Source organism: Microvirga brassicacearum (assembly GCF_008757455.1).
GTDB classification, from domain to species: domain Bacteria; phylum Pseudomonadota; class Alphaproteobacteria; order Rhizobiales; family Beijerinckiaceae; genus Microvirga; species Microvirga brassicacearum.
The window spans coordinates 115138-141766 of the sequence record NZ_VCMV01000024.1 but is presented as its reverse complement, the minus strand read 5'-3'; the positions used below and the strand labels follow the sequence as shown (position 1 = coordinate 141766).

The window sequence follows — 26629 nt, the reverse complement described above, 5'->3', positions numbered from 1 at the left end:
TCCTGCACTTTCAGGGGATTGGTCACCGTGTCATCATGATTAGCCGGCAACCTGATTGCCGGATCGCCCTGACGGGATTAAGCAGGAAGATGAGGTCCGCCCCCAAGCCCTGAGGAATGAATGTCCGCGACTGCCGTCCTGATACACCTGTTCGGTGAGATCGCCCTGCTCCTCTGGGGCATCAATATGGTCAATAGCGGGGTCCAGCGCGCGTTCGGCAGCGACCTCAGGTGGATTCTCGGTGTCGGCCTGCGCACCCGGATACGGGCCTTCCTGGCCGGGTTGGGCGTGACGACGGTCCTGCAGAGCAGCACCGCCACGGCCCTGATGGTCTCCTCCTTCACCGCGGGCGGCGCGGTCGATCTGGTGCCGGCGCTGGCGGTGATGCTGGGGGCGAATGTCGGCACCACGCTTATCGTGCAGGTCCTGTCCTTCGACATCACGCTGATTTTCCCGGTGCTGATTTTCGTAGGCTATTTCGCCTATCGGCGCGGCTCGTCGAGCCGCGTGCGCGATCTCGGCCGCGTGACCATCGGCCTCGGACTCATGCTGTTGTCGCTCCATCTGTTGTCCGAGACGATCCATCCCATCGAATCCTCGGTCGTGCTCAAGAGCCTGCTCGCCGCGATTGCGCCCGATCCTCTGATCCTGGTGCTGCTGGCGACCATTCTGGCGTGGGCCGCGCATTCGAGCGTGGCGGCCCTGTTGTTCATCATGTCCCTGTCCACCGCCGGCGTGATCGATGGCCATTCGGCCCTTGCGATGGTTCTCGGCGCCAACCTGGGCACGGCGCTCAATCCGTTGGTGGACGCGACCGGCGGCGATCCGGTGAAGCTGCGCGTTCCCATCGGCAATCTCGCGATTCGGATCATCGGCTGCGTCATCGCTCTGCCGCTCATCAATCCCATCCTGTCGTACCTCATGATGTTCGATCCGACTCCGGCGCGACTGGCGGCAAATTTCCACACGATGTTCAACGTCGTGCTGGCGGCCCTCTTCATCCTGCCGCTGCCGTGGATCGCGCGGCTTCTGCTGAAGGCATTCCCCGACCGGGTCCGCTCCTCCGACCCCGGCGTTCCGCAATATCTCGATAATGATGCGCTCGACACGCCCTCGGTCGCGCTCTCCAACGCGGCGCGCGAGGTACTGCGCATGGGCGATATCGTCGAGACGATGCTGCGCGGATCGCAGGACCTGTTTCACGACGGCGGCATGAGCGAGGTCGAGGCCGTGAGCCGGACCGATGACGTGGTGGACCGCCTCTATAGCGCCGTGCGGCGCTATCTCAGCTCGATCAACCACGAGGCGCTGAACGACGAGGAGGCGAAGCGGTTGTCGGATATTCTGGCATTCGCCATCAACCTCGAACATGCGGGCGATATCATCGACAAGAACCTGATGGAACTCGCGGCGAAGCGGATCAAAAATCACCTCCGCCTGCCGAAGGACAGCCTCGCCGAGATCGACCAGATGCACGGCAAGCTTCTCGAGCACCTGCATCTCGCCGCATCCGTGCTGATGTTCCAGGATATCGGATCGGCGCGCCGTCTGGTGGCCGAGAAAGAACGGTTCCGCGATTTCGAGCGGACCATGACCCAACGGCATTTCGAGCAATTGCGCTCAGGCAAATCCGCCGGCGACACCAGCGCTCTGCAACTCGACATCGTGCGCGATCTCAAGCGAATCGAGGCCCATATCGCCTCGACCGCGCATTCGCTGCTCGAGCAGAGCGGCGATCTCAAACCGAGCCGCCTTACCTCGTGAAATCCGGGAACCGCTCTTCTGCCTGAAGTGCATTCCAGTCGAAATAGCGGGTCGGTTCAGGGAGCCCGATATCGCGCCGCTGGTGCTCCGTGAGGTGGCTGAAATCATTGACCACCGGTGTCCTCGCCTTCAGCGAGGGATAGAGCCAAAGCCTGATGCGCAGCCAGACGCTCTCCACGTTCCGCGCGCGACCAATGTCTTCGTGTCTCATGGCCTGTCTTCCGCTTTAATAGAGCCGGAGATGTCCGGCGATCGCCCCGGATGGTGAGCCCGGCGGCCGGTCTTGACAAAGCGGAAGCGAAGGGGCTGGCATAAGGCAGCCTTATGAGTCACACCGATGTTCAAGCTTCCACCCATGAGCGCCGTCCGGGTCTTCGAGGCGGCGGCGCGCCACCAGAGTTTCACCCGCGCGGCCGCCGAACTCGGCATGACGCAGGCGGCGGTGAGCTATCAAATCAAGCTGCTCGAAGACCGGATCGGCACGCCGCTCTTCCGGCGCCTTCCGCGCCATGTGGAACTGACCGAGAAGGGACGCGAGCTCGCGCCGGCGATCACCGAAGCCTTCGAGGGGTTGCGGGTGGCCTTTGCGGCGGTGGAGGAGAGTGCGCAGACGGTCATCTCGCTCTCGACGCTCAGCACCTTCGCGTCGAACTGGCTCATTCCACGGCTGGGCCGCTTCCAGGCTCTCCACCCCGATATCGCCCTCAAGATCGACGTTTCGCCGAATATCATCGATTTCACCAAGGAGGATTTCGACGCGGCAATCCGGAGCGGTCGCGGTGGTTGGCCCGGCCTCACGGAGCATCCGCTTCTCTCAGTGGATTTCACCCCGGTGTTGAGTCCGGCCCTCGCGGAACGACATGAATTGCGGGAACCCGCGGACCTGCTCCAGTTTCCCCTCATCGCCCCGAGCGACATCTGGTGGAAACAATGGTTCGCGGCCGCGGGGGTGGGTGAGGTCGACCTGTCGGGCCGCACCGACCATTCTCCCGGCAACCAGCATCTGGAGGGAATGGCCGCGATCGCCGGGCAGGGCGCCGCCATGGTGCATCCCTTGTTTTTCAAGGACGACCTCGCCGCTGGCCGGCTGATCCAGCCTTTCAGCCTGACGGTGCGTTCGGCCCATTCCTATTGGCTGGTCTATCCGAAGGCGCGCAAACGCATCGCCAAGATCGCGGCCTTTCGGGAGTGGCTCGAGCGTGAAACGCAGGATGATGCGCAACGCTCGGCCTGAGAGACTGTCGGAGATTGATCGTGTCGACTCGGTGTGTCTCCGCCTCATCCTGAGGAGCCGCAAAGCGGCGTCTCGAAGGATCCTCCAGTGGTCTCTGGAAGCGCCTCGTGCTTCGAGACAGGCCTTCGGCCTTCCTCAGCATGAGGCTATGGGGTTCCGCCTGATCTCCCGCGTCGCAACGGTCGGACAGACAATTGCGGCCAGAGTCTCAGATGCATCCGCCGCAGCTATTCCGCCGCCTTCGCCACCTCGGCACCGGCCTGCTTCAACTGGACCAGCCGTTCGAGCATCGCCGCGTCGCGCATCACCACCATGCGCTCCTTCGGCTTCAACCAGACCAGCGCGTCATCGACGGTCTCGGCATCGCTGAGCTTGGCCTCCGCCAGTGCGCGTTCGGTGTCGATCTCGCCGCGCCTGCGGGCCGTGGCGGGTGGCAGCATATCGGCGTGGCGGGTGCGAAGAACCGGGTCGGCATAGAGCGCTGCGAGGCCGTCCCTGTCGTCAAAATCGAAGCTCGCGTTTCGCGCCTGCAGGGCGTTCGCCCGCGTGGCGATAGGCGGCGGTTCGAATTCCTCCGGCGTCCTCAGGAGGCCCAGCCGCTTCAGCGCCAGCCCGGCACCCAATTGGCCGCTGAGCCAGGAGAGCGGAATCGCCAGCAGAAGGCCGAGAATGGTCGGCGACATCCAGAGGAACAACGAAGTGGCGATCAGGAACGCGGAGATGCCCGCGAGCAAGCCGAGCACCGTGTGCGAGCGGTGCCGGCGCACGATGTCCCGGAACGGGATCGAGCCGTCGTCGCGCCGTTGCGGCTGCCAGCCGGTATCGCGGCCCAGCATGATCTGGAACACCGAACCGGATTGGATCAGCATCAGAATGGGTGCAAGCAGCGCCGAAAGCACAATCTCGATGACGGCGGAAACGATGAGCCGGATCGATCCGCCCGAGGCCCGCCGGTCGCGCCCGCGCACCAGCATCAGCATCAGGCCGAAGACCTTCGGCGCGATCAGGATCCCCATGGTGATGGCAAACAGCGTCAGGGCTCGCTCAGGATCGAAGCGCGGCCAGACGGGATAGAGCCGGAAGTCCCGGGCGAAATATTCCGGCCGGATATAGGTCGTCTGCAAGACCAGCGCGATACCGACGATCAGCTGGAAGAGCCAGAACGGGGAGGCGAGATACGACATGATGCCGGTGGCGAAATGCTGCCGGGTCGGCAGTTTCAGTCCCTTGGCGCCGATCACCCGGGTGTGCTGCAGGTTGCCCTGGCACCAGCGCCGGTCGCGCGCCGAAAGATCGATCAACGAGGGCGGGCTTTCCTCATAGGAGCCGCCGAGATCGGGCAGCATGTAGACGTCCCAGCCGGCGCGGCGCAGCAGGGCCGCCTCGACGAAATCGTGACTGAGGATGTGGCCGCCGAGCGGCGGCTTGCCCTTGAGATCCGGCAGCCCGCCCTGGGCAGCGAACGCCGCGGTGCGGATGATCGCGTTATGGCCCCAGTAATTGCCGTCGCGACCCATCCAGACCGAAAGTCCGGTTGCGATCACGGGACCGGTCACGCGGGCGGCGAATTGCTGCAACCGGGCGAAAAGCGTGTTGCGGTTGATGATCAGCGGAAGCGACTGGATGATGCCCGCATCCGGGTCCGCCTCCATGGCGGCCGCAAGACGCACGATGCATTCGCCGGTCATGAGGCTGTCGGCGTCGAGGACGAGCATATGCTCGTAATGTCCGCCCCACCGCTTCACGAAATCGGCAATATTGCCCGCCTTGCGGTGATGATTCTTTTCGCGATGCCTGTAATAAAATCGCGCGTCGGGCCCAAGCCGATCGCGCAATGCGAGAAAGGCGCGCTCCTCGGCAATCCAGGCATCGGGATCGGTCGTGTCCGACAGGATGAAGTAGTCGAAATGCGAACCGAGGCCCGTCGCCTCGACGGATTCGTAGATCGCCTCGAGCGCTGCGTAAGTTCGTGAGGTCTGCTCGTTATAGACGGGCATCACCACGGCGGTGCGGTGCGACAGGCTGGCGGGAAGCCCTTCGGGCGCCTTGCGGCCAAACAGAAGCGCGAAAAAACCGAGAAGCGCACTGGTGAACGCGACTGCGATCCAGGAGAAATTGACGGTGAAAAGCCCGACCAACACCCACTGCAGGACCGTGGTGCGGCTGACCGACACGACCTGGTACATCTCGTACGTGCCGAAAGCCGTCAGCAGCAAACCGCCGCCGAAGACGAACAGGCGCGCAAGCCGAGTGTGCAACCTCGAGCGATCGACAACGGGCTTGCGTTCCTGCGATGCCGACCAGCGCCGAAGAGATTGCGTGGGCATCTCGAGCCGGCTTTCCGGGGGCATGGCGGCAGCAGGCCGCTGAAGGGCCGGATTGGTTTCGGGACTCACGGTGTCCAACGATAAAGCCATGTCTCGCTAATCGGTTTTCCGCCTGCTTCGAGGATGAGCCTCATCTCACACGCGTTTTCGTTGCCGGGGTCAAGTTCGAATCCGACGCGTACCGCTTTCCGCTCGGGATAGGACCACAGCCTGAGATTATGAAAACTGCCGGGTCCCACCGTCAGCACTGACTTAACGTCCTGCGGCGGATTTTCACCCAGCGCCTCCGTCGAAAACTCAACGGCGAAGCGGCGACGGCGGCCAACGGAGCCGCGACCGACCCGCGTCGTCACGACGGTGGCGAGCGGCGGGCGCTCGGGTGGCGTCCAACACCAGTATTGGCGATAGGCGAACGGCACCTCGGAGCCGGCTGTCATCGGCGCCTTGGGTCTCCAATAGGTGAGAATGTTGTCGTTGATCTCGGCATCGGTGGGAATTTCGAGAAGCTGCACGCTGCCCTGATCCCACTCTCCGAGCGGTTCGATCCAAAGGCTCGGGCGGCGGTCGAATCGCTGGTCGTCATCCTGAAAGACTTCGAACGAGCGATCGCGCTGCAACAGGCCGAAGCCCTTGGGCGCCTGATCGACGAAGGCCGAGATCTGCAGCGTGTTGGGGTTCTGCAGCGGCCGCCATAGCCATTCGCCTTTTCCGTTCAGCATCTGCAGCCCGGACGATTCGTAGACGGACGGGCGGATGTCATCGACGTTCGAGCGGTCGTTCGGACCGTAGAAGTAGGTCGAGGCGATGCCGCCGAGGCCTACATGATCGATGGTGACGCGCGGAAAGAGGGTCGTCTCGACATCGACGATCGTCATGTCGCCGGGACGGAAGGTCATCCGAATCGCGCCGCTGGTCGATTCGGAATCAAGCACGCCATGGACCGTAATGCTGTTGCTGCCGATTGCCGGACGCTCGAGCCAGAACGCGCGGAAAACCGGGAATTCCTCGCCCTTCGGATCGGCGGGCTTCAGCGTCAGCGCTCGGGCGATAGCGCCGAAATTCTGCCCACGAGCGATGGCTCGGAAGAAGGTTGCGCCCTGGATGATGGCGAAATCGAAGGGCTTTCCGTCGCCGGAATTCGCCACGAGCCGAAAGCCTGAAAACCCCACATCGCCGAGATTCGCCGGGAGAGCGAGGCGTCCGTAATCAAATTGCGCGGGATCGTAGGTCACCCGACGCACGACGCCGTCCTCGACCAGGAAAAGATCGATGGCGTTGCTGAAGACGAACCCGCGATGGAGCGGCTCGACGGCAATCCCGCGCCCATCGGCGTTCCAGATCGGTTGACGCTGCGACTTGATCGCGACGTACTGATCGTAGTTCAGGTTCGAGAACACATCGGGAAGGTCGTTCGGCGGTGGAACGTAAGCCTTGCGGGATAGTTGCCGCGCAAGATTCATGACGGTCGCGGGGTCGAAACGCTGACCCTCGCCCAATGTGGTCTGGATAATCGCTGGCGGCGTTTGCGCTCCGGCGCTCGACGCGTAAGCGACCCCTGCGACGCTCGCGCCGAGATAAGCCAGCACGTCACGCCGGCGAAGATGGAAAGGGGACGGACCCCCAGGCAATACCGGCACGGTGATACTCTTGTCCGAACGGAGGCCATACAGCCCAGATGGAAGGCCCGTACATATCAGCAAAGACGGGTGTGATGTAAACGAGTTGGTGAGGGATCCTGGCAATTTGGGGGCGAGACGTTGCCCATGGCGCCGTTTATGGGCTAGCTCCCATAGAATTTTGGTGAGAACGATACCTTATGACGACATCTGACGCTTCAGCCCAAACCTCTTCCCGCACCTGCTTGGCCATTGTCCTCGCGGCCGGCGAGGGTACGCGGATGCGGTCGGACAGGCCGAAGGTTCTTCATGAGATCGCCAATCGCTCGATGCTCGGTCACGTGCTCGACACGGTGAGGTCGGCGGGAGCGACACGCATCGCCGTCGTCGTCGGTCCGAACAGCGAGAGCGTGGCGAAAGAGGCAGCAAAGCACGCGGCGGCTGAAATCTTCATTCAGGAGAACCGGCTCGGGACGGGTCACGCCGTCCTCAGCGCCCGCGAGGCGCTGGCGCACAAGGACGACGATGTGATCGTGGTCTACGCGGACACGCCGCTGGTGAGCGCCGAAACCCTGGCCAAACTGCGCGGGCCCCTCGGCCGCGGGGCGGCGGTCGTCTCGCTCGGATTCGAGGCGCGCGATCCCGCCGGATACGGTCGGCTCATCATGTCGGGCGATGAATTGCTCGACATTCGCGAGCACAGGGATGCGAGCGAGGCCGAACGGACCATCACGTTGTGCAATGGCGGCTTGATGGCGCTGCGGGGCGATGTGGCGCTCTCGATCCTCGAGAAGATCGGCAACACCAATGCCAAGGGCGAGTATTACCTGACCGATGCCGTCGCGCTCGCCCGGCAAACCGGCCACCATGCTGCGGTGGTGGTCGTGCCGGAAGCGGAGGTGCACGGGGTGAATGATCGGGCGCAACTCGCCGACGCCGAGCGGATGCTCCAGGAGCGGCTGCGCAAGGCTGCGATGCTTTCGGGCGTGACGCTGGTCGCGCCCGAGACGGTCTTCTTGAGCCATGACACTCAATTGGGCCGCGATGTGATCGTCGAGCCCCATGTGGTCTTCGGGCCGGGCGTCGTGGTCGAACCCGGCGCGGTGATTCACAGCTTCAGCCATCTCGAAGGCGCGCATATCGCAACCCGCGCCACGATCGGCCCGTTTGCACGATTGCGGCCCGGCACGTCGGTCGGCGAGAGGGCAAAGGTCGGGAACTTCGTCGAAACCAAGAACGCGGTCCTCGGGACCGGCGCCAAGGTCGGCCACTTGACCTATCTGGGCGATGCGAGCATCGGCGCGGACGTGAATATCGGCGCCGGCACCATCACGTGCAATTACGACGGCTTCGGCAAATATCGCACGGAAATCGGCCAGGGCGCTTTCATCGGCTCGAACTCGTCGCTCGTCGCACCTCTCAACATCGGGGAGGGGGCGTTCATCGGGTCCGGCTCGGTGATCACCGACGACGTGCCGGGTGGGGCGCTCGCCCTCGGCCGGGGCCGCCAGGTGGTCAAGGAAGGCTGGGCGACGGCCTTTCGCAAGGCGGGACTCGCGGCCAAAAAGAAATGACCTTCGCGCAGGCGCCGTGTCACAATCGGTAGCGCAAGTTGATTTGAGATGACGTGGCTCGCTCTTTAGCAGCGAGATAACCTTCAAACGGCAGCTTCGCGCCAGAAAGACGCCTCGATCATGTGTGGAATCGTTGGAATCGTCGGCACCGAGCCCGTGGCTCCACAGATTGTCGAGGCGCTGAAACGGCTCGAGTACCGGGGCTACGATTCGGCCGGGGTCGCGACGCTGCAGGACGGCAAGCTCGATCGCCGCAGGGCCGAGGGCAAATTGCGCAACCTCGAGGCGAAACTGGAGAGCGCGCCGCTTCCGGGCCTGATCGGGATCGGCCACACGCGCTGGGCGACGCACGGCAAGCCCAACGAAACCAACGCGCATCCCCATGCCACCGACAAACTCGCCGTCGTTCATAACGGCATCATCGAGAATTTTCGCGAGCTGAAGACCGGGCTCGAGTCGAAGGGCGTGCGGTTCCAGACGGAAACCGACACGGAAGTGGTGGCTCAACTCGTCACCTGGGAGATGCATCAGGGCCGGGGACCGATCGAGGCCGTGGCCATCACCTTGCCGCGGCTCAGGGGTGCGTTCGCGTTGGGCTTTATTTTCACCGGCGAGGACGATCTCATGATCGGCGCGCGCCACGGTGCGCCCTTGGCGATCGGCTACGGGCATGGCGAGAACTACCTCGGCTCCGATGCGCTGGCACTCGCGCCCTTTACGGATGAAGTGGCGTATCTCGATGACGGCGACTGGGCGATCCTGACGCGCCGGGGTGTCGATATCCGCGATGAAGACGGCCAGATGGTGCAGCGGACCCGCCACAAGATCGCAACCGGGTCCTTCCTCGCCGACAAGGGCAACCACCGCCATTTCATGGCGAAAGAGATCCACGAGCAGCCGGAAGTGGTCGGCCGGACGCTCGCGCATTATGTCAACTTCACCGCCGGACGCGTTGAAATTCCTTTCGATTTGCCGTTCGACTTCAAGAATTTGAAGCGCGTGTCGATTTCTGCCTGCGGCACCGCCTATCTTGCCGGGCTGGTGTCGAAATACTGGTTTGAGCGGCTGGCCCGCATCCCCGTCGAGATCGATGTGGCGTCGGAATTTCGCTACCGGGAAGCGCCGCTCGAGCCGGGTAGTCTTGCGTTGTTCGTCTCGCAATCGGGAGAGACCGCCGACACGTTGGCTTCCCTCCGTTATGCGAGTGCTGAAAAGCAGCACATTCTGTCGGTGGTCAACGTGGCGACCTCCACGATGGCGCGCGAGAGCGACGTGGTTGCCGCGACGCTGGCGGGCGTGGAAATCGGCGTTGCCTCCACCAAGGCCTTCACGTGCCAGCTCACGGTGCTCCTGTGTCTCGCCATCGCGGCGGGACGCGCACGCGGGACGCTCAGCGCCGCGGACGAGAAGGAGCTTGTGGATGCGCTGATCGGCGTGCCGGGGCTCATGAGCGAGGCCATCAAGCGCGAGCACCAGGTGGAGATGCTGGCGCGCGAGCTGTCGAAGGCAAAGGATGTTCTCTATCTCGGCCGCGGCACCTCCTATCCGCTGGCGCTCGAAGGCGCGTTGAAGCTCAAGGAAATCTCATACATCCACGCCGAAGGGTATGCGGCCGGCGAACTCAAGCACGGCCCGATCGCGCTGATCGACGAGACCATGCCGGTGATCGTGATTGCGCCGCACGACGCGCTTTTCGAGAAGACGGTTTCGAACATGCAGGAAGTCGCTGCGCGCGGCGGCCGCATCATTCTGATCACCGACGAGAAAGGCGCGCTGGAGACCGATCTCGACACCATGGCGACGATCGTGATGCCATCCGCACACCCGATCGTGGCGCCGATCGTCCACGCGGTGCCGGTCCAGTTGCTCGCCTATCACACCGCCGTTTTCATGGGCAAGGACGTGGACCAGCCGCGCAACCTGGCAAAGTCGGTCACGGTGGAATAGGCAACGCCTGACGGGTTTCCCGTCATTCCGGGGGGAGCGGAGCGAGAGCCCGGAACCCATAACCGCTGACTCTGCGGGTGAAACGCGACGATCCAGGCGGCACTCTATCCGGCATCTCTCCGGGTATGGGTTCCGGGCTCGCTTCGCGCCCCGGAATGACACCAGTGGCGTTCAAACTTGAGGCTCACCCCGCCCGCAAAAGCCTGATCGCGGCATCGCGCTCGAAAAGGTAGAGCAGCACGCGCAATGCCTCGCCGCGCTCGCTCGTGAGGTCGGGGTCGCGTTCCACGACAAGGCGCGCATCGTCCCTTGCTGCCGCAAGCAGGTCGCCGTCTGATTCGAGCCGCGCTAGCTTGAAGCCGGGCAGGCCGGATTGGCGCGTGCCGAGCATTTCGCCTTCGCCCCGGAGACGCAAATCCTCTTCGGCGATCCTGAAACCGTCCTCTGTCTCGCGCATCATTTCGAGCCGCGCCTGAGCGGTCTGTCCCAGCGGCCCCTTGTAGAGCAGCAAGCAGGTCGAAGCGCGCGAGCCGCGCCCGATCCGGCCGCGTAGCTGATGAAGCTGCGCCAACCCGAAGCGCTCGGCGTGCTCGATCACCATGATGGTCGCGTTGGGCACATCGACGCCGACTTCGATCACGGTTGTCGATACAAGGATTTTCGTGTCGCCCGCCGAGAAACGCTCCATCGCCGCATCCTTGTCCCGGCCAGCGAGCTTGCCGTGAACGAGGCCGACGCAATCGCCGAAGATCGATTGCAATTGCTCGTGGCGCTCCTCGGCGGCCGCGAGGTCGAGGGATTCGGATTCGCCGACGAGCGGGCACACCCAATAGACCTGATCGCCATTCTGGATCGCGCGTCCGATGCTGCCGACGACTTCATCGAGCCGCTCGATGGAAATCAGTTTCGTGGCGATGGGTTTGCGGCCGGCGGGCTTCTCGTCGAGCACGGACACGTCCATGTCGCCGAAATAGGTCAGCGCCAATGTGCGCGGAATCGGCGTTGCGGTCATCACCAGGATGTCGACCGCCTCGCCCTTCGCGCCGAGCGCCAGACGCTGATGGACGCCGAAGCGATGCTGCTCGTCGACGACCGCGACGCCGAGATCGTGAAACGCGACGCCTTCCTGAAACAGTGCGTGCGTTCCAACCGCGATCTGGATCGAGCCATCGCTCAATCCCGCCAGCACGGCCCGTCGCTCGGCGCCCTTGTCGCGGCCGGTCAGGAGCGCAATCGACAACCCGGCGTCGCGCGCCATCGGTGCGATGCGCTCGAAATGCTGCCGTGCCAGAATTTCCGTCGGCGCCATCAGCGCCGCCTGCCGCCCCGCCTCAATCGCACTCGCCATCGCGAGCAGGCCGACGACGGTCTTGCCGGAGCCCACATCGCCCTGGAGCAGGCGCAGCATCTTCTTGTCGGACACGAGGTCGCGCCGGATATCCTCGATGGCCTGTTCCTGCGCGCCGGTGAGGCCGAACGGCAAAAGCTCTCGCAGCTTTTCCACCAACTTCCCGTCGCCCGCATTTACCCGGCCAGGAAGGCGTCGCATCCGGCTTCGCACCAGCGCGAGGGCGAGCTGCGACGCCAGCAACTCGTCATAGGCGAGGCGGCGTCGAGGCGCGGAGCGGGCCAGCATCTCGTCGGTCAGCGCCTTCGCGTCGTCTGGCCGATGCAACGCCGCCAGGGCCTCGTTGAAGGCCGGAGAGGCATTGCGCCGCAACCAGGCTGAATCCTGCCATTCGGGAAGGGACGGCACCTTTTCGAGGGCAGCGCCCATGTAGCGACCGACCATGCGCGACGACAGGCCCTCGGTCAGGCCATAGATCGCCTCGACGGCCGGAAGAGTGGCAAGCCCGCGCTCGTCGAGCACCCGGTCCGGATGCACCATCTGGCGCATTCCATCCCACATCTCGATCTTGCCCGAGACGTAGCGGCGTTCGCCCAGCGGCAGCAATTTTTCCAGCCGAGCCTTGTGGCCATTGAAAAAGGCGAGCGTCACGTCCCCGGTCTCGTCTTCGACCAGCACCTTGTAGGGCCCGCGACGGCCCGGTGGGGGCGGGCGATGGGCGGTCACCGTCACCGCGAGGGTCACCGGTTCGCCCACGGGCGCATCGGCAATGGAGCCCTTCAGTTCGCGGGCAATCCCGCTCGTGGGCAGGTGGAAGAGCAGGTCCGCCACGCGCGCAGGCCTTCCCGGCTCGCCCAGCAGGCGGTCCAGCAGGGGAGCGATCTTGGGCCCGACCCCCGGCAAGGTGTTGGCGGGCGCGAAGAGCGGATCGAGAATGGATGGGCGCAAGGACATTTGAGAGGGTAATCGGTCTGCACTTGAGCGATCGGTTCGCAAACGGGTGGCAAGATGAGCGTGGGCGGTTATATAGCCGCAATGCCGCCTCAAGGCGACGCCCTCTTCCCCGGAGCCCTGTCATGAGCGGAACGACCCGCACCAGCGCCGACCTCGACGTCCGCCGCAAGCAGATCCTCTATCGCGCCTGGCACCGTGGCATGCGCGAGATGGACCTGATCATGGGGCGGTTCGCCGATGCGGAGATCGGCTCCCTGACGGAGGCCGATCTTGCGGAATTCGAGCGCCTGATCGATGCCGTCGACCGGGACCTTTTCGCCTGGATCACCGGCGAGGCGGAGACGCCGAACGATTACGACACGCCGCTCTTTCGCCGCATGAAAGCCTTTCACACGCATACGTCGCCCATTCACGCCTGACGGCGACGCGCGCCCCCTCCCTAGAACAGAATAGATCCGACCGATTGTCATGAAGTCTCCCCTGATCCGTGCCTTGGATGCCCTCAAGAAGGGCCAGAGCCTGACGCTGTCGAGCGTACCGGACGGGTTCGATGTGCTCGCGGTGGCGGATCTCGCGCGAGGTCTGTCGGGCAAGATCGAGGGGCCGGCCGTTCTGGTTCACGTGTCGCGCGACGGCCAGCGGCAGCAGAATTTCATCAACGGCCTTGGCTTCGTCGCGCCGGAAGTCGAGGTGCTGCAATTCCCCGCCTGGGATTGCCAGCCCTACGACCGCGTGTCGCCGAACACCGCCGTGACGGCCCAGCGCATGACGACGCTTTCCCGTCTTGCCCGCTCGAAGACCTCTGAGGACAAGCCCCGAATCCTGTCGACCACCGTGAATGCGCTCGTCCAGCGGGTGCCGCCCCGCTCGCGGATTGCCGCCGAGACGTTCTCTGCGGCGCCCGGCAATGTGGTCGACACCACGCTTTTGGTGAAATGGCTCGAGACGAACGGCTTTGTTCGTACCGGAACTGTGCGCGATACCGGCGAATATGCGGCGCGCGGCGGCATCATCGATCTCTATCCGGCCGGCTTGCCGAATCCCGTCCGCCTCGACTTTTTTGGCGACGCGCTCGAATCGATCCGCTCGTTCGATCCCGAGACGCAGCGGACCGTCGGCACCCTGCGCTCCCTCGATCTCGTCCCCATGAGCGAGGTGCAGCTCACTACGGACAGCATCAAGCGCTTTCGCCAAACCTATGTGGCGGCGTTCGGCGCGCCGACGCGGGACGACCGGCTCTATGAGGCGATCAGCGAAGGACGACGCTATCCCGGCCACGAGCATTGGCTGCCGCTGTTCCACGACCGCCTGGATACGCTGCTCGACTACGTGCCGGACATTCCGGTGGTCTTCGACAGCATGGTCGACGATGCGGCGGGTGAGCGACTGGCGCAGGTCAAGGATTATTACGACGCGCGGCGCGAGGCCATGGGTCAGAACCAACCCGGCGTTGCGCCGTACCGTCCGCTCCCCGCCGACGCGCTCTACCTGTCGCCCGACGAATGGGCGAAGCGCACGAGCGACCTGACGCTCGCACGGCTGACGCCGTTCGCGGTGCCGGAGCAGAGCGGCCGGATCATCATCGATTGCGAAGCCCGGCGCGGCCGCAACTTCATCGCCGAACGGGCCGATGAGAGCGCGAATGTCTTCGAGGCCGCGATCCGTCATATCCGCGACCTGCAGGCGAAAAAGATGCGCGTGGTTCTCGGCGCATGGTCGGAAGGCTCGCGCGAGCGCCTGACCCACGTGCTGCAGGACCATGATCTGCGCCAGACCAAGCCGATCTCGAAATTCGACCAGGCGATGGCTTATCCGCGCAACGAGGTGCCGGTCGGCGTCTGGAGCCTCGAATCCGGCTTCGAGGTCGGCGATCTCGCGGTTATCAGCGAACAGGACATCCTGGGCGACCGCCTTGTGCGGCAGAAGCGCAAGGCCAAGCGCCCGCAGGATTTCCTCACCGAGGTCGCGGCACTCACCCCGGGCGACCTCGTCGTCCACGTGGACCATGGCATCGGTCGCTTCGAGGGCCTGCAGACTATCGAGGCGGCGGGCGCCCCGCATGACTGCCTCGAGCTTCACTACGCCGGCGGCGACCGCCTGTTCCTGCCCGTCGAAAACATCGAACTCCTGACCCGCTACGGCTCCGAGGAAACCGAGGTTCACCTCGACAAGCTCGGGGGCGGCGCGTGGCAGTCGCGCAAAGCGCGCATGAAGCAGCGCATCCGCGAGATGGCAGGCGCCCTCATGAAGATCGCAGCCGCGCGCATCCTGAAGGAGGCGCCGCGCCTCACGCCGCCGGACGGCCTCTACGACGAATTCGCCGCGCGTTTTCCCTATGACGAGACGGAAGATCAGCTCAACGCCATCGATGCGGTGCTGGACGATATGGGCTCCGGCCGCCCGATGGACCGTCTGGTCTGCGGCGATGTGGGTTTTGGCAAGACGGAGGTCGCGCTCCGGGCTGCTTTCGTCTCGGCGATGAACGGCAAGCAGGTGGCAGTGGTCGTGCCGACGACGCTGCTGTCGCGCCAACATTTCAAGACGTTCACCGAGCGCTTTCGCGGATTGCCGCTCAATATCGCGCAGGCTTCCCGCTTCGTGCCCGCCGCCGAGATGAAGAAGGTGAAGGAAGGGCTGAGGGAGGGCAGGATCGATATCGTGGTCGGCACCCACGCGCTGCTTGCCAAGGCGATCGCCTTCAAGGACCTGGGCCTGATCGTCGTCGACGAGGAGCAGCATTTCGGCGTCAGCCACAAGGAGCGGCTGAAAGAATTGCGCGCTGAGGTTCACGTGCTGACGCTGTCGGCGACGCCGATACCGCGCACGCTGCAACTGGCGCTGACCGGCGTGCGCGAATTGTCCCTCATTACCACGCCGCCGGTGGACCGGCTGGCGGTGCGCACCTTTATCACCCCCTTCGATCCTCTGCTCGTCCGCGAAGCGCTTCTGCGCGAGCGCTACAGGGGCGGGCAGGCGTTCTACGTGGTGCCGCGCCTCGACGATCTCGGGGAGGTGAAGTCCTTCCTCGACAGGGAAGTGCCGGAGGCCAAGGTGGCGGTTGCGCACGGGCAGATGGCGGCAGGCCAGCTCGAGGATGTGATGACGGCCTTCTATGAGGGCAAATACGACATCCTGCTCTCGACCACGATCGTCGAATCCGGCCTCGATATTCCGACCGCCAACACGCTGATCGTCCACCGGGCCGACATGTTCGGCCTGTCGCAGCTCTACCAGTTGCGCGGTCGTGTCGGCCGCTCGAAAACGCGCGCCTATGCGGTGTTCTCGGTCTCGGCAACGAAGCCGCTGACCGTGCAGGCGGAACGCCGCTTGAAGGTGCTGCAGACCCTGGATACGCTCGGCGCCGGCTTTCAGCTCGCCTCGCACGATCTCGACATTCGCGGCGCCGGCAACCTGCTCGGCGACGAGCAATCCGGCCACATCAAGGAGGTCGGATACGAGCTCTACCAGCAGATGCTGGAGGAGGCCGTCGCCCAGCTCAAGGCCGGGGTCGATGAGCCGACGGAAGACCAGTGGTCGCCGACGATCTCGGTTGGCGCTCCGGTGATGATCCCCGAACATTACGTGCCGGATCTCCAGACCCGCCTCGGCCTTTACCGTCGCCTATCGACGCTGGAGACCGACGGCGAGATCGACAGCTTCGGCGCGGAATTGATCGACCGGTTCGGGCCGTTGCCGTCCGAAGTCGATCAATTGTTGAAGATCATGGCCATCAAGGTTCTGTGCCGTCGGGCCAATATCGAAAAGGTGGATGGGGGTCCGAAGGGCATCATCGTGTCGTTCCGCGACAATTCGTTCGCCAACCCAACCGGCCTCGTCTCCTACGTGACGGAGCAGGCGTCGTTTGCGAAGGTGCGGCCCGATATGAAGATCGTCTTCATCCGCGAAGTCGAAACGCCGGACGAGCGGCTCAGGACAGCAAAATTCATCCTGCGTGAACTGGTGCAGATCGCGGAGAAAAAGGCAGCCTAAAGCGACGGTTCATGCAGGACCGCGCGGGCGCCGAGGTGGTTTTGCAGCATCGTCGCGGCGCCGCTGACGCCGCCGGTGAGGATCACCGGAATGCCGTTTGCTCCCATGATGCTGCGAAGACGCGCGGCGAGCGCCAGAAAGCGGCTGCGTTCTCCGGCATCGCCGGGGCGGGACATTTGCAGGACGATCGCCACCGGGCTCGGCATCATGGCCAGAACGTCGTCGATCGCCTCGAACGGGGTGGTCACGCTCGCAAAACCCATCTCGGCAAGCTCGGTGGAGAGCGCGCTGTCCGAAGCTCTCCGGCCGCTATCGATCACCAGCACTTTCGGCAATTCGGTCATGACTTCTTCCTGCGGTGCAACATACGGATGGGGTGATTGAATTCCACCAACGCACAGCCACGCTCTTTGTTTCACCCCGGAAATGAATGGTACCCCAACATGAATGGCGACGGAGCTAGCTCCGGGCGCGCCACCACGGGTCAATGGTGGTACCGAGAAGTGGTATATTGTCCGGCCGCAGGAGCTTGCTGTCATGGGCAAGCCATTGATCCCCCACGTAAAAAAGTGGCACCACGTAGAAACCCGACAGCAGGGCGCGGTCGAGGGCCCGAACCGCGGCGACGAAATCCTCGCGCTCTTTAGCGTTGAGGAGCGCTTCGATCATGCCGTCGATCGCAGGGGAGGCGGCGCCCGCATAATTGAGCGAGCCCGGGCGGCCGGCGGCCGCTGCCGACCACCGATTGCGCTGCTCGTTACCCGGCGACGGGGAGGCCGACCAGGACGATTGGACCATGTCGAAGTCGAACTGCGACAACCGGCGCCAGTACTGAACGTCATCCACGAGGCGAACCCTGGCCCGGATGCCGATTCGTCTGAGCGATTCAGCAAAGTTGAGAGCAAGCCGCTCCTGCTGGCGGGAATTGACCAGCATCTCGAAAGCAAAGGGCTGCCCGGTTTGCCGATTGCGGAGAACGTTTCCGTCGAGCGCCCAGCCGGCCTCAGCCAAGAGGGCAAGCGCCTTCCGCGCCGAGCCGCGATCCCGGCCAGAGCCGTCGGAGGCGGGGGGCGACCATTTCCCCTCCAGAATGGCGGCATTCAGCGACGCAGCAAAAGGCGCCAGCAATGCGCGCTCCTGCGGCGTCGGAGGGCGACCGGCGGATGAGAGATCCGAGCCCGCGAAATAGCTGTCGGAGCGGGTCAAAAGCCCGGAATAGAGGTTGCGGTTGACCCAGCCAAAATCGAACAGATAGCCCAGCGCCTCGCGGACCCGAACGTCCTCGAACGGCGCGCGGCGCGTGTTGAACACGAAACCGCTCATGCCTTTCGGCGAGCGGATCGGCAGTGTCTCCCGCACGACACGACCCTCGCGCACCGCCGGAAAATCGTAGCCGGTCGCCCAGCGGCTGGCATCGCCTTCAAGCCGGAAGTCATAAAGACCGGCCTTAAAAGCTTCGAACAAGCTGTTGGCATCGCGATAGAAATCGTATCGGATCTCTTGGAAATTATAGAGACCCCGCGTGATCGGGAGGTCCTCGCCCCAGTAATCCGCTCGGCGGGTCAGCACCACGCGCTCCCCGGGCCTGACCTCGCTGAGCACGTAAGGGCCGGAGCCGATGGGCGCGGTCAGGCTGGTATTGCCGAACGTGGCGGGATCGGTCGCATGGGCGGCGAAGATCGGCATGGTGGCGATGATCAGCGGCAATTCCCGATCGCCGCTGCCGGAGAGGTCGAAGCGAATCCGATGGGGACCGAGGATCTCGACCGCCTTCACCTGCGCAAAGGTGGACCGGTGGAACGGCTTGCCGTCTTGTTTCAGCGCCTCGAACGTAAAGCGGACATCGGCGGCGGTCAGGGGATGGCCGTCCGAAAACCGGGCGCGGGGGTCGAGATTGAAGATGATCTCGCTGCGGTCCTCCGGCATGTCCACGGTGCGCGCGATGAGACCGTAGACGGAGAAAGGCTCGTCGAGCGAGCGGATCATCAGGCTTTGCAGAACGTAGCGCGGCACCACGTCGGGGGCCACGCCGAGTACGATAAGCGGATTGAGGCTGTCGAACGTGCCGTGGAGGGCGAGAACGATTCGGCCGCCCCGGGGTGCGTCGGGGTTCACATAGGGAAGGGACTCGGAGCCGGAGGTGAGGGCGGGTTCCCCATGCATGGCGATGCCATGACGCGCCGGCTCGGCAGCCAGGGCCGTACCGATGGCGGCGATCGCAATGCTCGCCACAACCAGATTCTTCAGCAAAACCGGCAGATTGCAAGCCGCGGCTACGGCTTGGCCGGATCGCTGGAATCCCCCATGGATACTGTAAAGAAAAGTGCCCGTCATGACTGGAAACCTAACTGGCGAAAGGTTAAAGGAGCGCAACACGTCATGTCTTCGCCTTAATCCGCAAAGATTCACCGTTCTCGAAGGTTACAAACCGCGCCGAGTCATACGGCCCAAAGCAAAAGCCTAATGAAGAGGATCTACGACATGTCATTCGCGACCCGTCTCGCGAGCCTGGGGGGCACCCGAGGCCTGGCCACGGCTCTGGCCTTCACGCTGGCGGCCTCGCCGGTTCTGGCGCAGACCGCCCCTGCGCAGCGCCCGGCAGCTCCCGCACCGGCCAGACCCGCCGCTCCTGCTCCCGCGGCTCCTGCTGCTCCTGCTGCTCCTGCTGCCCCCGCGCAGGCTCCTGCCGGCCAACAGGCCCAGAGCACCGGCCCCATGGTCGTGCAGGTCAAGCCTGAGCCCTCGCAGCCGGAATGGACCAAGGTCTGCGGCAAGGACCAGGGCACCAACGCCGAGATCTGCTACACGACCCGCGATTTCGTGTCGGATCAGGGCCAGCCGGTTCTCGCCGTCGCCCTCTACGACGTAAAGGGCGGCCAGCAGGCTCAAAAAATCGTACGCTTCCTGATGCCGCTCGGCCTGCTTCTGCAGCCCGGCATCCGGTTCACCGTCGATCAGGGCCAGCCGACCCCCGGCCGTTACGCCGTCTGCTTCCCGAATGGCTGCTTCGCCGAGTCGCAGGTGAAGGATGACTTCATCGCGGCCCTCAAGAAGGGTGCCAGCCTGAATGTCAGCGTGCAGAACCAGGCGGGTCGCGAAGTGACCTTCGCGGTTCCGGTCGCAGGCTTCGCCAAGGCCTTCGACGGCCCGGCGATCGACCCCAAGGTCCTCGAAGAGCAGCAGAAGAAGTTGCAGGAAGAGTTGGAGAAGCGCAGCGAAGAGCTCCGCAAGCAGCTCGGATCGGGCTCCGCGACACCGGGTGCAGCCGCACCGGCCGCCCCCGCTGCGCCGGCCGCCCCGGCCACACCGGCTCCGAAGCCGTAAACCCGAGCTACAGCCAACAAACGAAAAAACGCCGGGCTTCATCGCCCGGCGTTTTTGTTTCGATGCTTATGGTCGCGTCAGTTGGCGAAGCTGGGCTTCGTCCTGTAGGCGCCGTTCTCGTCCCGGTCGAACATCTCGCCGATCAGGCCGTTGCGGAGCGGCTCGCCCGAGGTGTCGGGCAGCAGGTTTTGCTCCGACACGTAAGCAACATATTCGGTGTCGGCGTTTTCGGCGAAGAGGTGATAGAACGGCTGTTCCTTCGCGGGCCTGATGTTCTCCGGGATGGAGAGCCACCATTCCTCAGTATTGTCGAATTCCGGGTCGACATCGAAAATCAGTCCCCGGAATGCAAACAGCCGATGCTTCACCACTTGGCCGATCGCGAATCTCGCTGAACTAGCCTTCATTGGTCCTGAACTCCTCGGCCGGCATATGGGTATCAGCCTGGCGAACACAAACCGGCGTACGGTTTCTATTTTTATCGCCGGTCCCTTAACGAAATCGGAAGGCCTGCGAATTCGGTCTGGCGCCTACGCGCGAGGCGGCATTGTGACCCGGCTGGAATTTGGCCAGAAGGAGCGCAGTGATTCTGACGCGCGGAGCCGCCCGATGTCCGAACTGATCGGGCTTTTCAACCTTCTTGCGCCCTTTTTCGGACTGATCGGGCTCGGTTTCTTTTGCGGCAGGGTCGTGCGCCAGCCCGAGGCCGGTCTCGCCTGGATGCAGTTTTTCCTGATCTATATCGCGCTGCCGTGCCTGTTCTTCCGCCTGATTGCGGACAAACCCCTCGACCAATTGGCAAACTGGCCCTTCATCGCCGCGACGACCGTCTCAACATTCCTGGCGTTTCTCCTCGCTTTCGGCACGGGCTTTCGGCACACGCCCGACCTTCCTCAATCCGTGATGCAGGGCGTGGCGGGCTCCTATTCCAATGTCGGCTATATGGGTCCGCCGCTCGTTCTGGGCGCCCTCGGTGCCGGCGCCAGCGCGCCGGTCGTGCTCATTTTCGTGTTCGACAACCTGCTCTTGTTCTCGCTCGTGCCGCTCCTGATGTCCGTGGCGGGCGTCGAGAAGCTGAGCCTGGCTGCGACCGCGCGGAAAATCCTCTGGCGCATCCTGACCCATCCGTTCAACGTCGCCACCATGCTCGGCATCTCGGCGAGCTACTTCCATCTGAGCCTGCCGCAGGCCGCCGACCAGATGGTGACGTGGCTCTCCGGCGCCGCCGCTCCCTGCGCCTTGTTCATCCTCGGCGTGACGGTGGCGATGCGCCCGCTGTGGCGCATCCCGGAGGGAGTGCCGGCTCTGGTGGTCATCAAGCTGATCGTCCACCCGGTGCTGATCTGGCTGGTGCTCTCGGCGATCGGTGATTTTGGACCGGTCTGGACCTATGCGGCCATCACCATGGCGGCATTGCCGCCGGCCTTGAACATCTTCGTGGTCGCGACGCAATACAATGTCGGGGTCGAGCGCGCTTCCGCCTGCGTGCTGATCGGGACGTTGGCGTCGATGGTGACGCTGGCCGGGCTGCTTTTCGTCATCCAGATCGGCGTCCTGCCGTACGATCTGTTCCCCTGATGCTCTTCAAGCCGCGCCTTGCATCAGCCGCGGGGTGCCGATGCGGGGAAGAACGCCTTCGCGCATGACCGCCCGCCGCAGCGGGCCGATATGGCTGAGGCCCAGGAGCCCGGCCCCGCGCAGAAAATCCGCCGGCAGCAGACCGGTGAGCAGAGTCCGGTTGAGACTGTCGACCGCCACTGTGCGCAGGCGGACATCGATATCGCGGCCACGCTGATAGCGGGCGAGGGCGTCCGGCGAACCAGGATCCTCGCCAGCATCCCCGGCATCGATCACCGCATCCCGTAGTGCTGCCACATCCCGCAATCCGAGGTTCAATCCTTGTGCGCCGATGGGTGGAAAGACGTGGGCGGCCTCCCCGACGAGCGCCAGGCGGGGTGCGGTGAACCGCCCGACCGACATGCCGGTCATCGGGAAAGTGCCGCGCGCGCCGTCGATCGTCATCGTGCCTAAAATGGATTGCGCCTGTCGCTCGATCTTCGCTGCCAGGGCTGCATCGGCCAGCCCGGCGAGCGTCTTCGCTTCTTCAGGGTTCGTCACCCACACGAGGCTCGACCGCCTGCCGGGCAGGGGCACCAGTGTGAAAGGGCCGTGCCGGGTGTGAAATTCCGTCGAGGTTTCGCGGTGCGGTCGGTCATGGGCGAGAATCGCCGTCACGGCGGATTGCGGATAGGACCAGCTCCGCGCTTTGATCCCGACACTTTTCCGAAGCTGCGAATTCCGCCCATCGGCCGCGACGCAGAGCTTCGCCCGAATCGCCTCGCGCCCTTCGAGCCTTATAACCGCGTGCCCGCCCGTGACCTCGATGCCACCGGCTTGGCCCTCGTCGAGCGTGAGGCCTTCCTGGCGGCGCGCGGCATCGGCCAGGAGGTCGACCAGATCGGCGTTCTCGATATTCCAGCCGAAGGCGTCGAGGCCGATCTCGCTTGCGTGGAACGTCGCCGGGGGCGGCCGGAACAGGCTGCCGGTATCGTCCACGATCCGCATGGTTTCGAGGGGAGCGGCGCGTTCTGCGATCGCGGGCCAGATTCCGAGCGCCTCGAAAAGGCGCACCGAGCCATTGAGCAGCGCAACCGTGCGTCCGTCGCGGCGGGAATCGAGGCTTCCGACAAGTGCCGTGCGGTAGCCGTCGCGGGAAAACGCCAACGCGGCACTGAGGCCGGCTGCACCCGCGCCGACGATCACGATGTCAAAGTCCCGATCCGCCATGCTGTCCCCTGATTGTGCAAGCCCGACAATCAGCCATCGATTGCTTGCTTACTCACCATATTCGATGCATTCGGCATTGCCGATACGATACTCACCTCCCTATGATCGCTCCACCAAACGATGTCGATGCCCCAAGGGGTTGATGCATCACCTTCACTCAGGCCTTCAACGTCTTCTTGCCACAACCGTCTTCAACCTATTTCAGTCAGAGCTTCAGTGCGTGAAGGAAGAGCTTTCATCATCGGCACGGCCCCTCGTCGAATTGCGGGGAATCAGCAAGCGTTACGGCGAACTTTTGGCAAATGACGCCGTCGATCTTGCCATCCGACCGGGGGAAATTCACGCCCTCCTTGGGGAAAACGGGGCAGGCAAATCGACCCTCGTGAAAATCCTATACGGCGTCGTCGAGCCGAGCGCCGGGGAAATTCAATGGGAAGGCCGACCTGTGACGATCGCGTCGCCGGTCGAAGCGCGGGCCCTCGGGATCGGGATGGTGTTTCAGCACTTCTCGCTCTTCGACGAGTTGACGGTCGCGGAGAATATCGCGGTCGCCCTGTCGGATGATTGGACGCTCGACGCCGTTCGCGCGAGGCTGGGGGACATCTCGCACAGCTACGGCCTCGCCCTCGAGGCCGATCGCGCGGTCTGGACTCTTTCCGCTGGGGAACGCCAGCGCATCGAAATCGTCCGCTGTCTTCTGCAGGGTCCGCGCCTGCTGATCCTCGACGAACCGACTTCCGTGCTGACCCCGCAGGAGGCGGAACATCTCTTCCTCACCCTCGACAAGCTCTCGGCCGAAGGCGTATCGATCCTCTACATTTCGCACAAACTCGAGGAGGTGCGCCGGCTCTGCCAGACCGCCACGATCCTCCGGGCCGGCAAGAACGTCGCCTCCATCGACCCGCGCGCACATAGTGCGCGAGAAATCGCCGCCCTGATGGTGGGCAATGAGGTTGGCGGGGTGCGCAGCACCGCTCCGCACGTTCCAAAGGGCGAGATGCTGACAGTCGACAGCCTCTCGCTCCCGACCGGCTCGCTGCATGGCGTGGCGCTGTCGAGCATCGATCTCGCGGCGCATGCGGGTGAAGTGGTGGGCATTGCGGGCATTGCGGGCAATGGACAAAGCGAGCTTTTCGCGGCGCTTTCCGGCGAGCGGCCGACTGATCGAAACGACGCCATCATCATTGCCGGCCATCCTTGCGGTGCTGCCGGGATCGATGCGCGCCGTCGCCTGGGTGCTGCATTCGTGCCCGAGGAACGGCTGGGTCATGCCGCTGCTCCCACCCATCGCCTGAGCGAGAATACGCTGATTTCTCATGCCGCCGCCGAGGTCAGCCGATCGGGCTTCATTCTCCTGCGCGCCGCGCGGCGGCTCGCCCGCGCCATCGTGCAGAGCTTCGACGTGCGGATGCCCGAAGCGGACCCGCAGGCGCGCAAATTATCGGGCGGCAATCTGCAGAAATTCGTCATCGGCCGGGAGATGATCCGGAACCCGGCGGTGCTCGTTGTCGACCAGCCCACCTGGGGCGTGGATGCGGGTGCGGCGCGGCTCATCCGCCAGGCGCTCGTCGATCTCGCCACCGCCGGCAGCGCCGTCATCGTCATCAGCCAGGATCTCGATGAGCTTTTTGAAATCGCCGATCGCATGGCCGTGATCCACCAGGGACGTTTAAGCCCGATGAAGCCCGTCTCGGAATGGACAAAGGAATCGGTCGGGCTGGAAATGCTCGGAGTCGCGGAAAACTCCGGCGAGGCCGTCCATGCGCTTTGAGCTGACGCCTCGCGCCTCGATTTCGGCTCTCTGGCGTGCACTGGCGCCGGTTCTTGCCTTCATCACCGCCTTTCTGATCGCCGGGCTCGTCATCTGGCTGATGGGACGCTCGCCGCTGGCTGCATTCCAGGTCTATGTCACGCAGCCCTTGAGCGACCCTTGGGCGCTCCAGGAAATTCTCGTCAAGGCCACGCCGCTCGCGCTGATCGCCATCGGCCTGTCCTATTGCTTTCGAGCCAATCTCTGGAATATCGGCGCTGAGGGTCAATACGTCGTCGGCGCCGTTCTCGGGAGCTGGATCGCGCTCAGGACCCACGGCACCGATGCGGGGCTCTGGGTGCTTCCAGCAATCTTGCTCGCCGGCATCATTGGCGGCGCGCTCTACGGGCTGATCCCCGCGTTCCTGAAAACGCGGTTTGGCGTCAACGAAATCCTCACGAGCCTGATGCTGGTCTATATCGCCCAGTTGATCCTCGATTATCTGGTGCGCGGCCCATGGCGCGATCCCAAGGGCTTCAACTTTCCGCAATCGGTCACCTTCGATCCCGCCGCGACCCTGCCGCCGATCTTTGAGGCTGGGCGGGTGCATTACGGTTTCGTGTTCGCGCTGATCGCGGTGCTCGTGACCGCGGTGATCCTCGGGCGCACCCTGTTCGGCTACCGGCTGCGCCTCAGCGGCGACGCGCCGCGCGCCGCGCGGTTTGCCGGCTTCAACTCCAAGACCACCACGCTTGCGGTCTTTGGCATTTCGGGCGGCCTTGCGGGCCTTGCGGGCATGTCGGAAGTCACCGGACAGATCGGCCAGCTCCAGCCCTCGATCTCGCCGGGATACGGGTTTACGGCCATCACCGTGGCGTTCCTTGGAAGGCTCAATCCGATCGGGATTCTGGTCGCCGCACTCGTCGTCTCGCTTACTTTCATCGGCGGCGAGAGCGCGCAGATCATGCTGAAGCTGCCGCTCGATCTGACCCAGGCCTTCCAGGGTATTCTTCTTCTGTGCGTGCTCTCGGCGGACGCGCTGGTGAGCAACCGAATCCGGTTCGTCGTCCGGGGAGGGGCCAAATGACCACGTTCGAGGCGATCCTGCTCACCATCGTCACGGCATCGACGCCCCTGCTCATCGCCTCGCTCGGCGAATTGGTGGCGGAGCGGTCCGGCGTGCTCAATCTCGGGCTCGAGGGCATGATGGCGATGGGGGCTTCCTGCAGCTTTGCCGCCGCCGTGACCTTCGACTCGACCCTGATGGGGGTCGGCGCCGGTATCCTCGCGGGCGGATTCATGGCGGCGCTCTTTGCCGTGGTGGTGCTGGGTTTTGCCGCCAACCAGGTCGGCTCCGGCCTCGCCGTGACCATCTTCGGGCTCGGCCTGTCGGGGCTTATCGGCGCGCCTTTCGTCGGCGCGCGCCGCGATCCGGTGGCACCATTGAACATTCCCGGCCTTGTGGATATCCCCTTCATCGGCCGACTGTTCTTTGGGCAGGATCTTTTCGTTTACGGCTCCATTGCGCTCACGGTCGCGGTCGGTCTCTATCTCGGCCGGGCGCGCGCCGGCCTTGTCCTCCGGTCGATCGGCGAGAACCACGCATCGGCTCACGCGTTGGGCCTGCCGGTTTTGAGAACACGCTTTCTTGCCATCCTGTTCGGCGGGGCGTGCGCGGGTCTTGCGGGCGCCTATCTGTCCCTCGTCTACACGCGCTTCTGGTCACCGGGAATGACGGCGGGACGGGGCTGGATTGCCCTCGCGCTGGTGGTTTTTGCCGCTTGGCGGCCGAGATGGGTGCTGATCGGCGCCTACATTTTCGGGGCGGCGACAGTGCTGCAACTGCATGCGCAGGCGGCGCAGTTCGGGGTGCCTTCGCAGTTGCTCTCGGCCGTCCCTTATCTGGCGACGATCCTGGCGCTTCTGCTCCTGTCCCTGCGCCATGGCCGGGCCATCGGCACGCCCGGGTCGCTGGGGGTTCCTTTCGTGCCTGACCGATAGGCAAAGCGGTGTT

General features: G+C 64.2%; 19 protein-coding genes. 11 read left to right on the top strand and 8 right to left on the bottom strand.

Features of this window, described 5'->3' with window-relative positions; translation table 11 throughout:
• The first annotated feature begins 120 nt into the window (after positions 1-120).
• Positions 121-1764: a Na/Pi cotransporter family protein gene (locus FEZ63_RS15570; RefSeq protein ID WP_150946085.1), complete on the top strand. Its 1644-nt coding sequence runs from the start codon at positions 121-123 to the stop codon at positions 1762-1764.
• Here FEZ63_RS15570 and FEZ63_RS15565 read toward each other — a convergent pair.
• Entirely contained in the window at positions 1754-1975 is a 222-nt protein-coding gene (locus FEZ63_RS15565; RefSeq protein ID WP_150946083.1) for a hypothetical protein, read from the bottom strand. The genes FEZ63_RS15570 and FEZ63_RS15565 overlap by 11 nt on opposite strands.
• A 126-nt stretch (positions 1976-2101) precedes the next feature.
• Here FEZ63_RS15565 and gcvA point away from each other — a divergent pair, with 126 nt between their 5' ends.
• A complete protein-coding gene (gene gcvA, locus FEZ63_RS15560; protein WP_150946081.1) occupies positions 2102-2998 on the top strand; it encodes a transcriptional regulator GcvA in 897 nt (298 codons plus the stop codon).
• Between the two features lie 227 nt (positions 2999-3225).
• Here the strand turns inward: gcvA and mdoH are convergent, their stop codons facing one another.
• Positions 3226-5415 (bottom strand): glucans biosynthesis glucosyltransferase MdoH, encoded by a 2190-nt coding sequence (gene mdoH, locus FEZ63_RS15555; RefSeq protein WP_150946079.1) that lies wholly within the window; start codon positions 5413-5415, stop codon positions 3226-3228.
• Positions 5391-6962 carry an OpgD/OpgG family glucan biosynthesis protein gene (locus FEZ63_RS15550; RefSeq protein WP_244622820.1) on the bottom strand — a complete coding sequence of 524 codons (1572 nt, stop codon included), beginning with the start codon at positions 6960-6962 and terminating at the stop codon, positions 5391-5393. Before FEZ63_RS15550 ends, mdoH begins: the two co-directional genes overlap by 25 nt.
• Before the next feature lie 179 nt (positions 6963-7141).
• Between FEZ63_RS15550 and glmU the strand changes: the two genes are divergently transcribed.
• Positions 7142-8515 (top strand): bifunctional UDP-N-acetylglucosamine diphosphorylase/glucosamine-1-phosphate N-acetyltransferase GlmU, encoded by a 1374-nt coding sequence (gene glmU / locus FEZ63_RS15545; RefSeq protein ID WP_150946078.1) that lies wholly within the window; start codon positions 7142-7144, stop codon positions 8513-8515.
• Positions 8516-8635: 120 nt separating this feature from the next.
• On the top strand, positions 8636-10462 hold the full coding sequence (gene glmS, locus FEZ63_RS15540; RefSeq protein WP_150946077.1) for a glutamine--fructose-6-phosphate transaminase (isomerizing): 1827 nt from the start codon (positions 8636-8638) through the stop codon (positions 10460-10462).
• Positions 10463-10646: 184 nt separating this feature from the next.
• Here glmS and recG read toward each other — a convergent pair whose 3' ends face one another.
• Entirely contained in the window at positions 10647-12764 is a 2118-nt protein-coding gene (recG, locus tag FEZ63_RS15535; protein WP_150946075.1) for an ATP-dependent DNA helicase RecG, read from the bottom strand.
• A 122-nt stretch (positions 12765-12886) separates the two neighbouring features.
• Between recG and FEZ63_RS15530 the strand changes: the two genes are divergently transcribed.
• Together FEZ63_RS15530 and mfd are read left to right on the top strand one after the other, a co-directional pair.
• On the top strand, positions 12887-13183 hold the full coding sequence (locus tag FEZ63_RS15530; protein WP_150946073.1) for an FAD assembly factor SdhE: 297 nt from the start codon (positions 12887-12889) through the stop codon (positions 13181-13183).
• A gap of 49 nt (positions 13184-13232) precedes the next feature.
• Positions 13233-16754 carry a transcription-repair coupling factor gene (mfd, locus tag FEZ63_RS15525; protein WP_150946071.1) on the top strand — a complete coding sequence of 1174 codons (3522 nt, stop codon included), beginning with the start codon at positions 13233-13235 and terminating at the stop codon, positions 16752-16754.
• Here the strand turns inward: mfd and FEZ63_RS15520 are convergent.
• Positions 16751-17098, bottom strand: coding sequence for a hypothetical protein (locus tag FEZ63_RS15520; protein WP_150946069.1), 348 nt, complete (start codon positions 17096-17098; stop codon positions 16751-16753). The genes mfd and FEZ63_RS15520 overlap by 4 nt on opposite strands.
• Before the next feature lie 115 nt (positions 17099-17213).
• A complete protein-coding gene (locus FEZ63_RS15515; RefSeq protein ID WP_150946067.1) occupies positions 17214-19088 on the bottom strand; it encodes an extracellular solute-binding protein in 1875 nt (624 codons plus the stop codon).
• Between the two features lie 147 nt (positions 19089-19235).
• Between FEZ63_RS15515 and FEZ63_RS15510 the strand changes: the two genes are divergently transcribed.
• Positions 19236-20078, top strand: coding sequence for an invasion associated locus B family protein (locus tag FEZ63_RS15510; protein WP_150946066.1), 843 nt, complete (start codon positions 19236-19238; stop codon positions 20076-20078).
• 77 nt (positions 20079-20155) lie between these two features.
• Here the strand turns inward: FEZ63_RS15510 and hspQ are convergent, their stop codons facing one another.
• Complete coding sequence (hspQ, locus tag FEZ63_RS15505; RefSeq protein ID WP_150946063.1) at positions 20156-20485, bottom strand: heat shock protein HspQ; 330 nt, start codon at positions 20483-20485, stop codon at positions 20156-20158.
• A gap of 202 nt (positions 20486-20687) precedes the next feature.
• Between hspQ and FEZ63_RS15500 the strand changes: the two genes are divergently transcribed.
• Complete coding sequence (locus FEZ63_RS15500) at positions 20688-21656, top strand: AEC family transporter (RefSeq protein ID WP_150946061.1); 969 nt, start codon at positions 20688-20690, stop codon at positions 21654-21656.
• A gap of 6 nt (positions 21657-21662) precedes the next feature.
• On the opposite strand, the gene FEZ63_RS15495 is transcribed toward FEZ63_RS15500, so the two are convergent.
• Positions 21663-22865, bottom strand: coding sequence for a UbiH/UbiF family hydroxylase (locus FEZ63_RS15495; protein ID WP_150946059.1), 1203 nt, complete (start codon positions 22863-22865; stop codon positions 21663-21665).
• A 220-nt stretch (positions 22866-23085) separates the two neighbouring features.
• On the opposite strand from FEZ63_RS15495, the gene FEZ63_RS15490 reads away from it, so the two are divergent.
• From FEZ63_RS15490 to FEZ63_RS15480, 3 genes are read left to right on the top strand one after another with little or no spacing between them, the layout of a single operon-like run.
• Positions 23086-24636 carry an ABC transporter ATP-binding protein gene (locus FEZ63_RS15490; protein WP_244622819.1) on the top strand — a complete coding sequence of 517 codons (1551 nt, stop codon included), beginning with the start codon at positions 23086-23088 and terminating at the stop codon, positions 24634-24636.
• Positions 24626-25702, top strand: a complete 1077-nt coding sequence (locus FEZ63_RS15485; protein WP_150946055.1) for an ABC transporter permease — start codon at positions 24626-24628, stop codon at positions 25700-25702. The genes FEZ63_RS15490 and FEZ63_RS15485 overlap by 11 nt, the downstream gene beginning before the upstream one ends.
• Entirely contained in the window at positions 25699-26616 is a 918-nt protein-coding gene (locus tag FEZ63_RS15480) for an ABC transporter permease (RefSeq protein ID WP_150946053.1), read from the top strand. The genes FEZ63_RS15485 and FEZ63_RS15480 overlap by 4 nt, the downstream gene beginning before the upstream one ends.
• Positions 26617-26629: the final 13 nt, after the last annotated feature.

What these genes read in the sequence shown, in the direction of transcription:
- FEZ63_RS15570 (WP_150946085.1), top strand. Translation starts at nt 121, where the DNA reads ATGTCCGCGACTGCCGTCCTGATACACCTGTTCGGTGAGATCGCCCTG.
- FEZ63_RS15565 (WP_150946083.1), bottom strand. Translation starts at nt 1,975, where the DNA reads ATGAGACACGAAGACATTGGTCGCGCGCGGAACGTGGAGAGCGTCTGG.
- gcvA (WP_150946081.1), top strand. Translation starts at nt 2,102, where the DNA reads ATGTTCAAGCTTCCACCCATGAGCGCCGTCCGGGTCTTCGAGGCGGCG.
- mdoH (WP_150946079.1), bottom strand. Translation starts at nt 5,415, where the DNA reads ATGGCTTTATCGTTGGACACCGTGAGTCCCGAAACCAATCCGGCCCTT.
- glmU (WP_150946078.1), top strand. Translation starts at nt 7,142, where the DNA reads ATGACGACATCTGACGCTTCAGCCCAAACCTCTTCCCGCACCTGCTTG.
- glmS (WP_150946077.1), top strand. Translation starts at nt 8,636, where the DNA reads ATGTGTGGAATCGTTGGAATCGTCGGCACCGAGCCCGTGGCTCCACAG.
- recG (WP_150946075.1), bottom strand. Translation starts at nt 12,764, where the DNA reads ATGTCCTTGCGCCCATCCATTCTCGATCCGCTCTTCGCGCCCGCCAAC.
- FEZ63_RS15530 (WP_150946073.1), top strand. Translation starts at nt 12,887, where the DNA reads ATGAGCGGAACGACCCGCACCAGCGCCGACCTCGACGTCCGCCGCAAG.
- mfd (WP_150946071.1), top strand. Translation starts at nt 13,233, where the DNA reads ATGAAGTCTCCCCTGATCCGTGCCTTGGATGCCCTCAAGAAGGGCCAG.
- FEZ63_RS15520 (WP_150946069.1), bottom strand. Translation starts at nt 17,098, where the DNA reads ATGACCGAATTGCCGAAAGTGCTGGTGATCGATAGCGGCCGGAGAGCT.
- FEZ63_RS15515 (WP_150946067.1), bottom strand. Translation starts at nt 19,088, where the DNA reads ATGACGGGCACTTTTCTTTACAGTATCCATGGGGGATTCCAGCGATCC.
- FEZ63_RS15510 (WP_150946066.1), top strand. Translation starts at nt 19,236, where the DNA reads ATGTCATTCGCGACCCGTCTCGCGAGCCTGGGGGGCACCCGAGGCCTG.
- hspQ (WP_150946063.1), bottom strand. Translation starts at nt 20,485, where the DNA reads ATGAAGGCTAGTTCAGCGAGATTCGCGATCGGCCAAGTGGTGAAGCAT.
- FEZ63_RS15500 (WP_150946061.1), top strand. Translation starts at nt 20,688, where the DNA reads ATGTCCGAACTGATCGGGCTTTTCAACCTTCTTGCGCCCTTTTTCGGA.
- FEZ63_RS15495 (WP_150946059.1), bottom strand. Translation starts at nt 22,865, where the DNA reads ATGGCGGATCGGGACTTTGACATCGTGATCGTCGGCGCGGGTGCAGCC.
- FEZ63_RS15485 (WP_150946055.1), top strand. Translation starts at nt 24,626, where the DNA reads ATGCGCTTTGAGCTGACGCCTCGCGCCTCGATTTCGGCTCTCTGGCGT.
- FEZ63_RS15480 (WP_150946053.1), top strand. Translation starts at nt 25,699, where the DNA reads ATGACCACGTTCGAGGCGATCCTGCTCACCATCGTCACGGCATCGACG.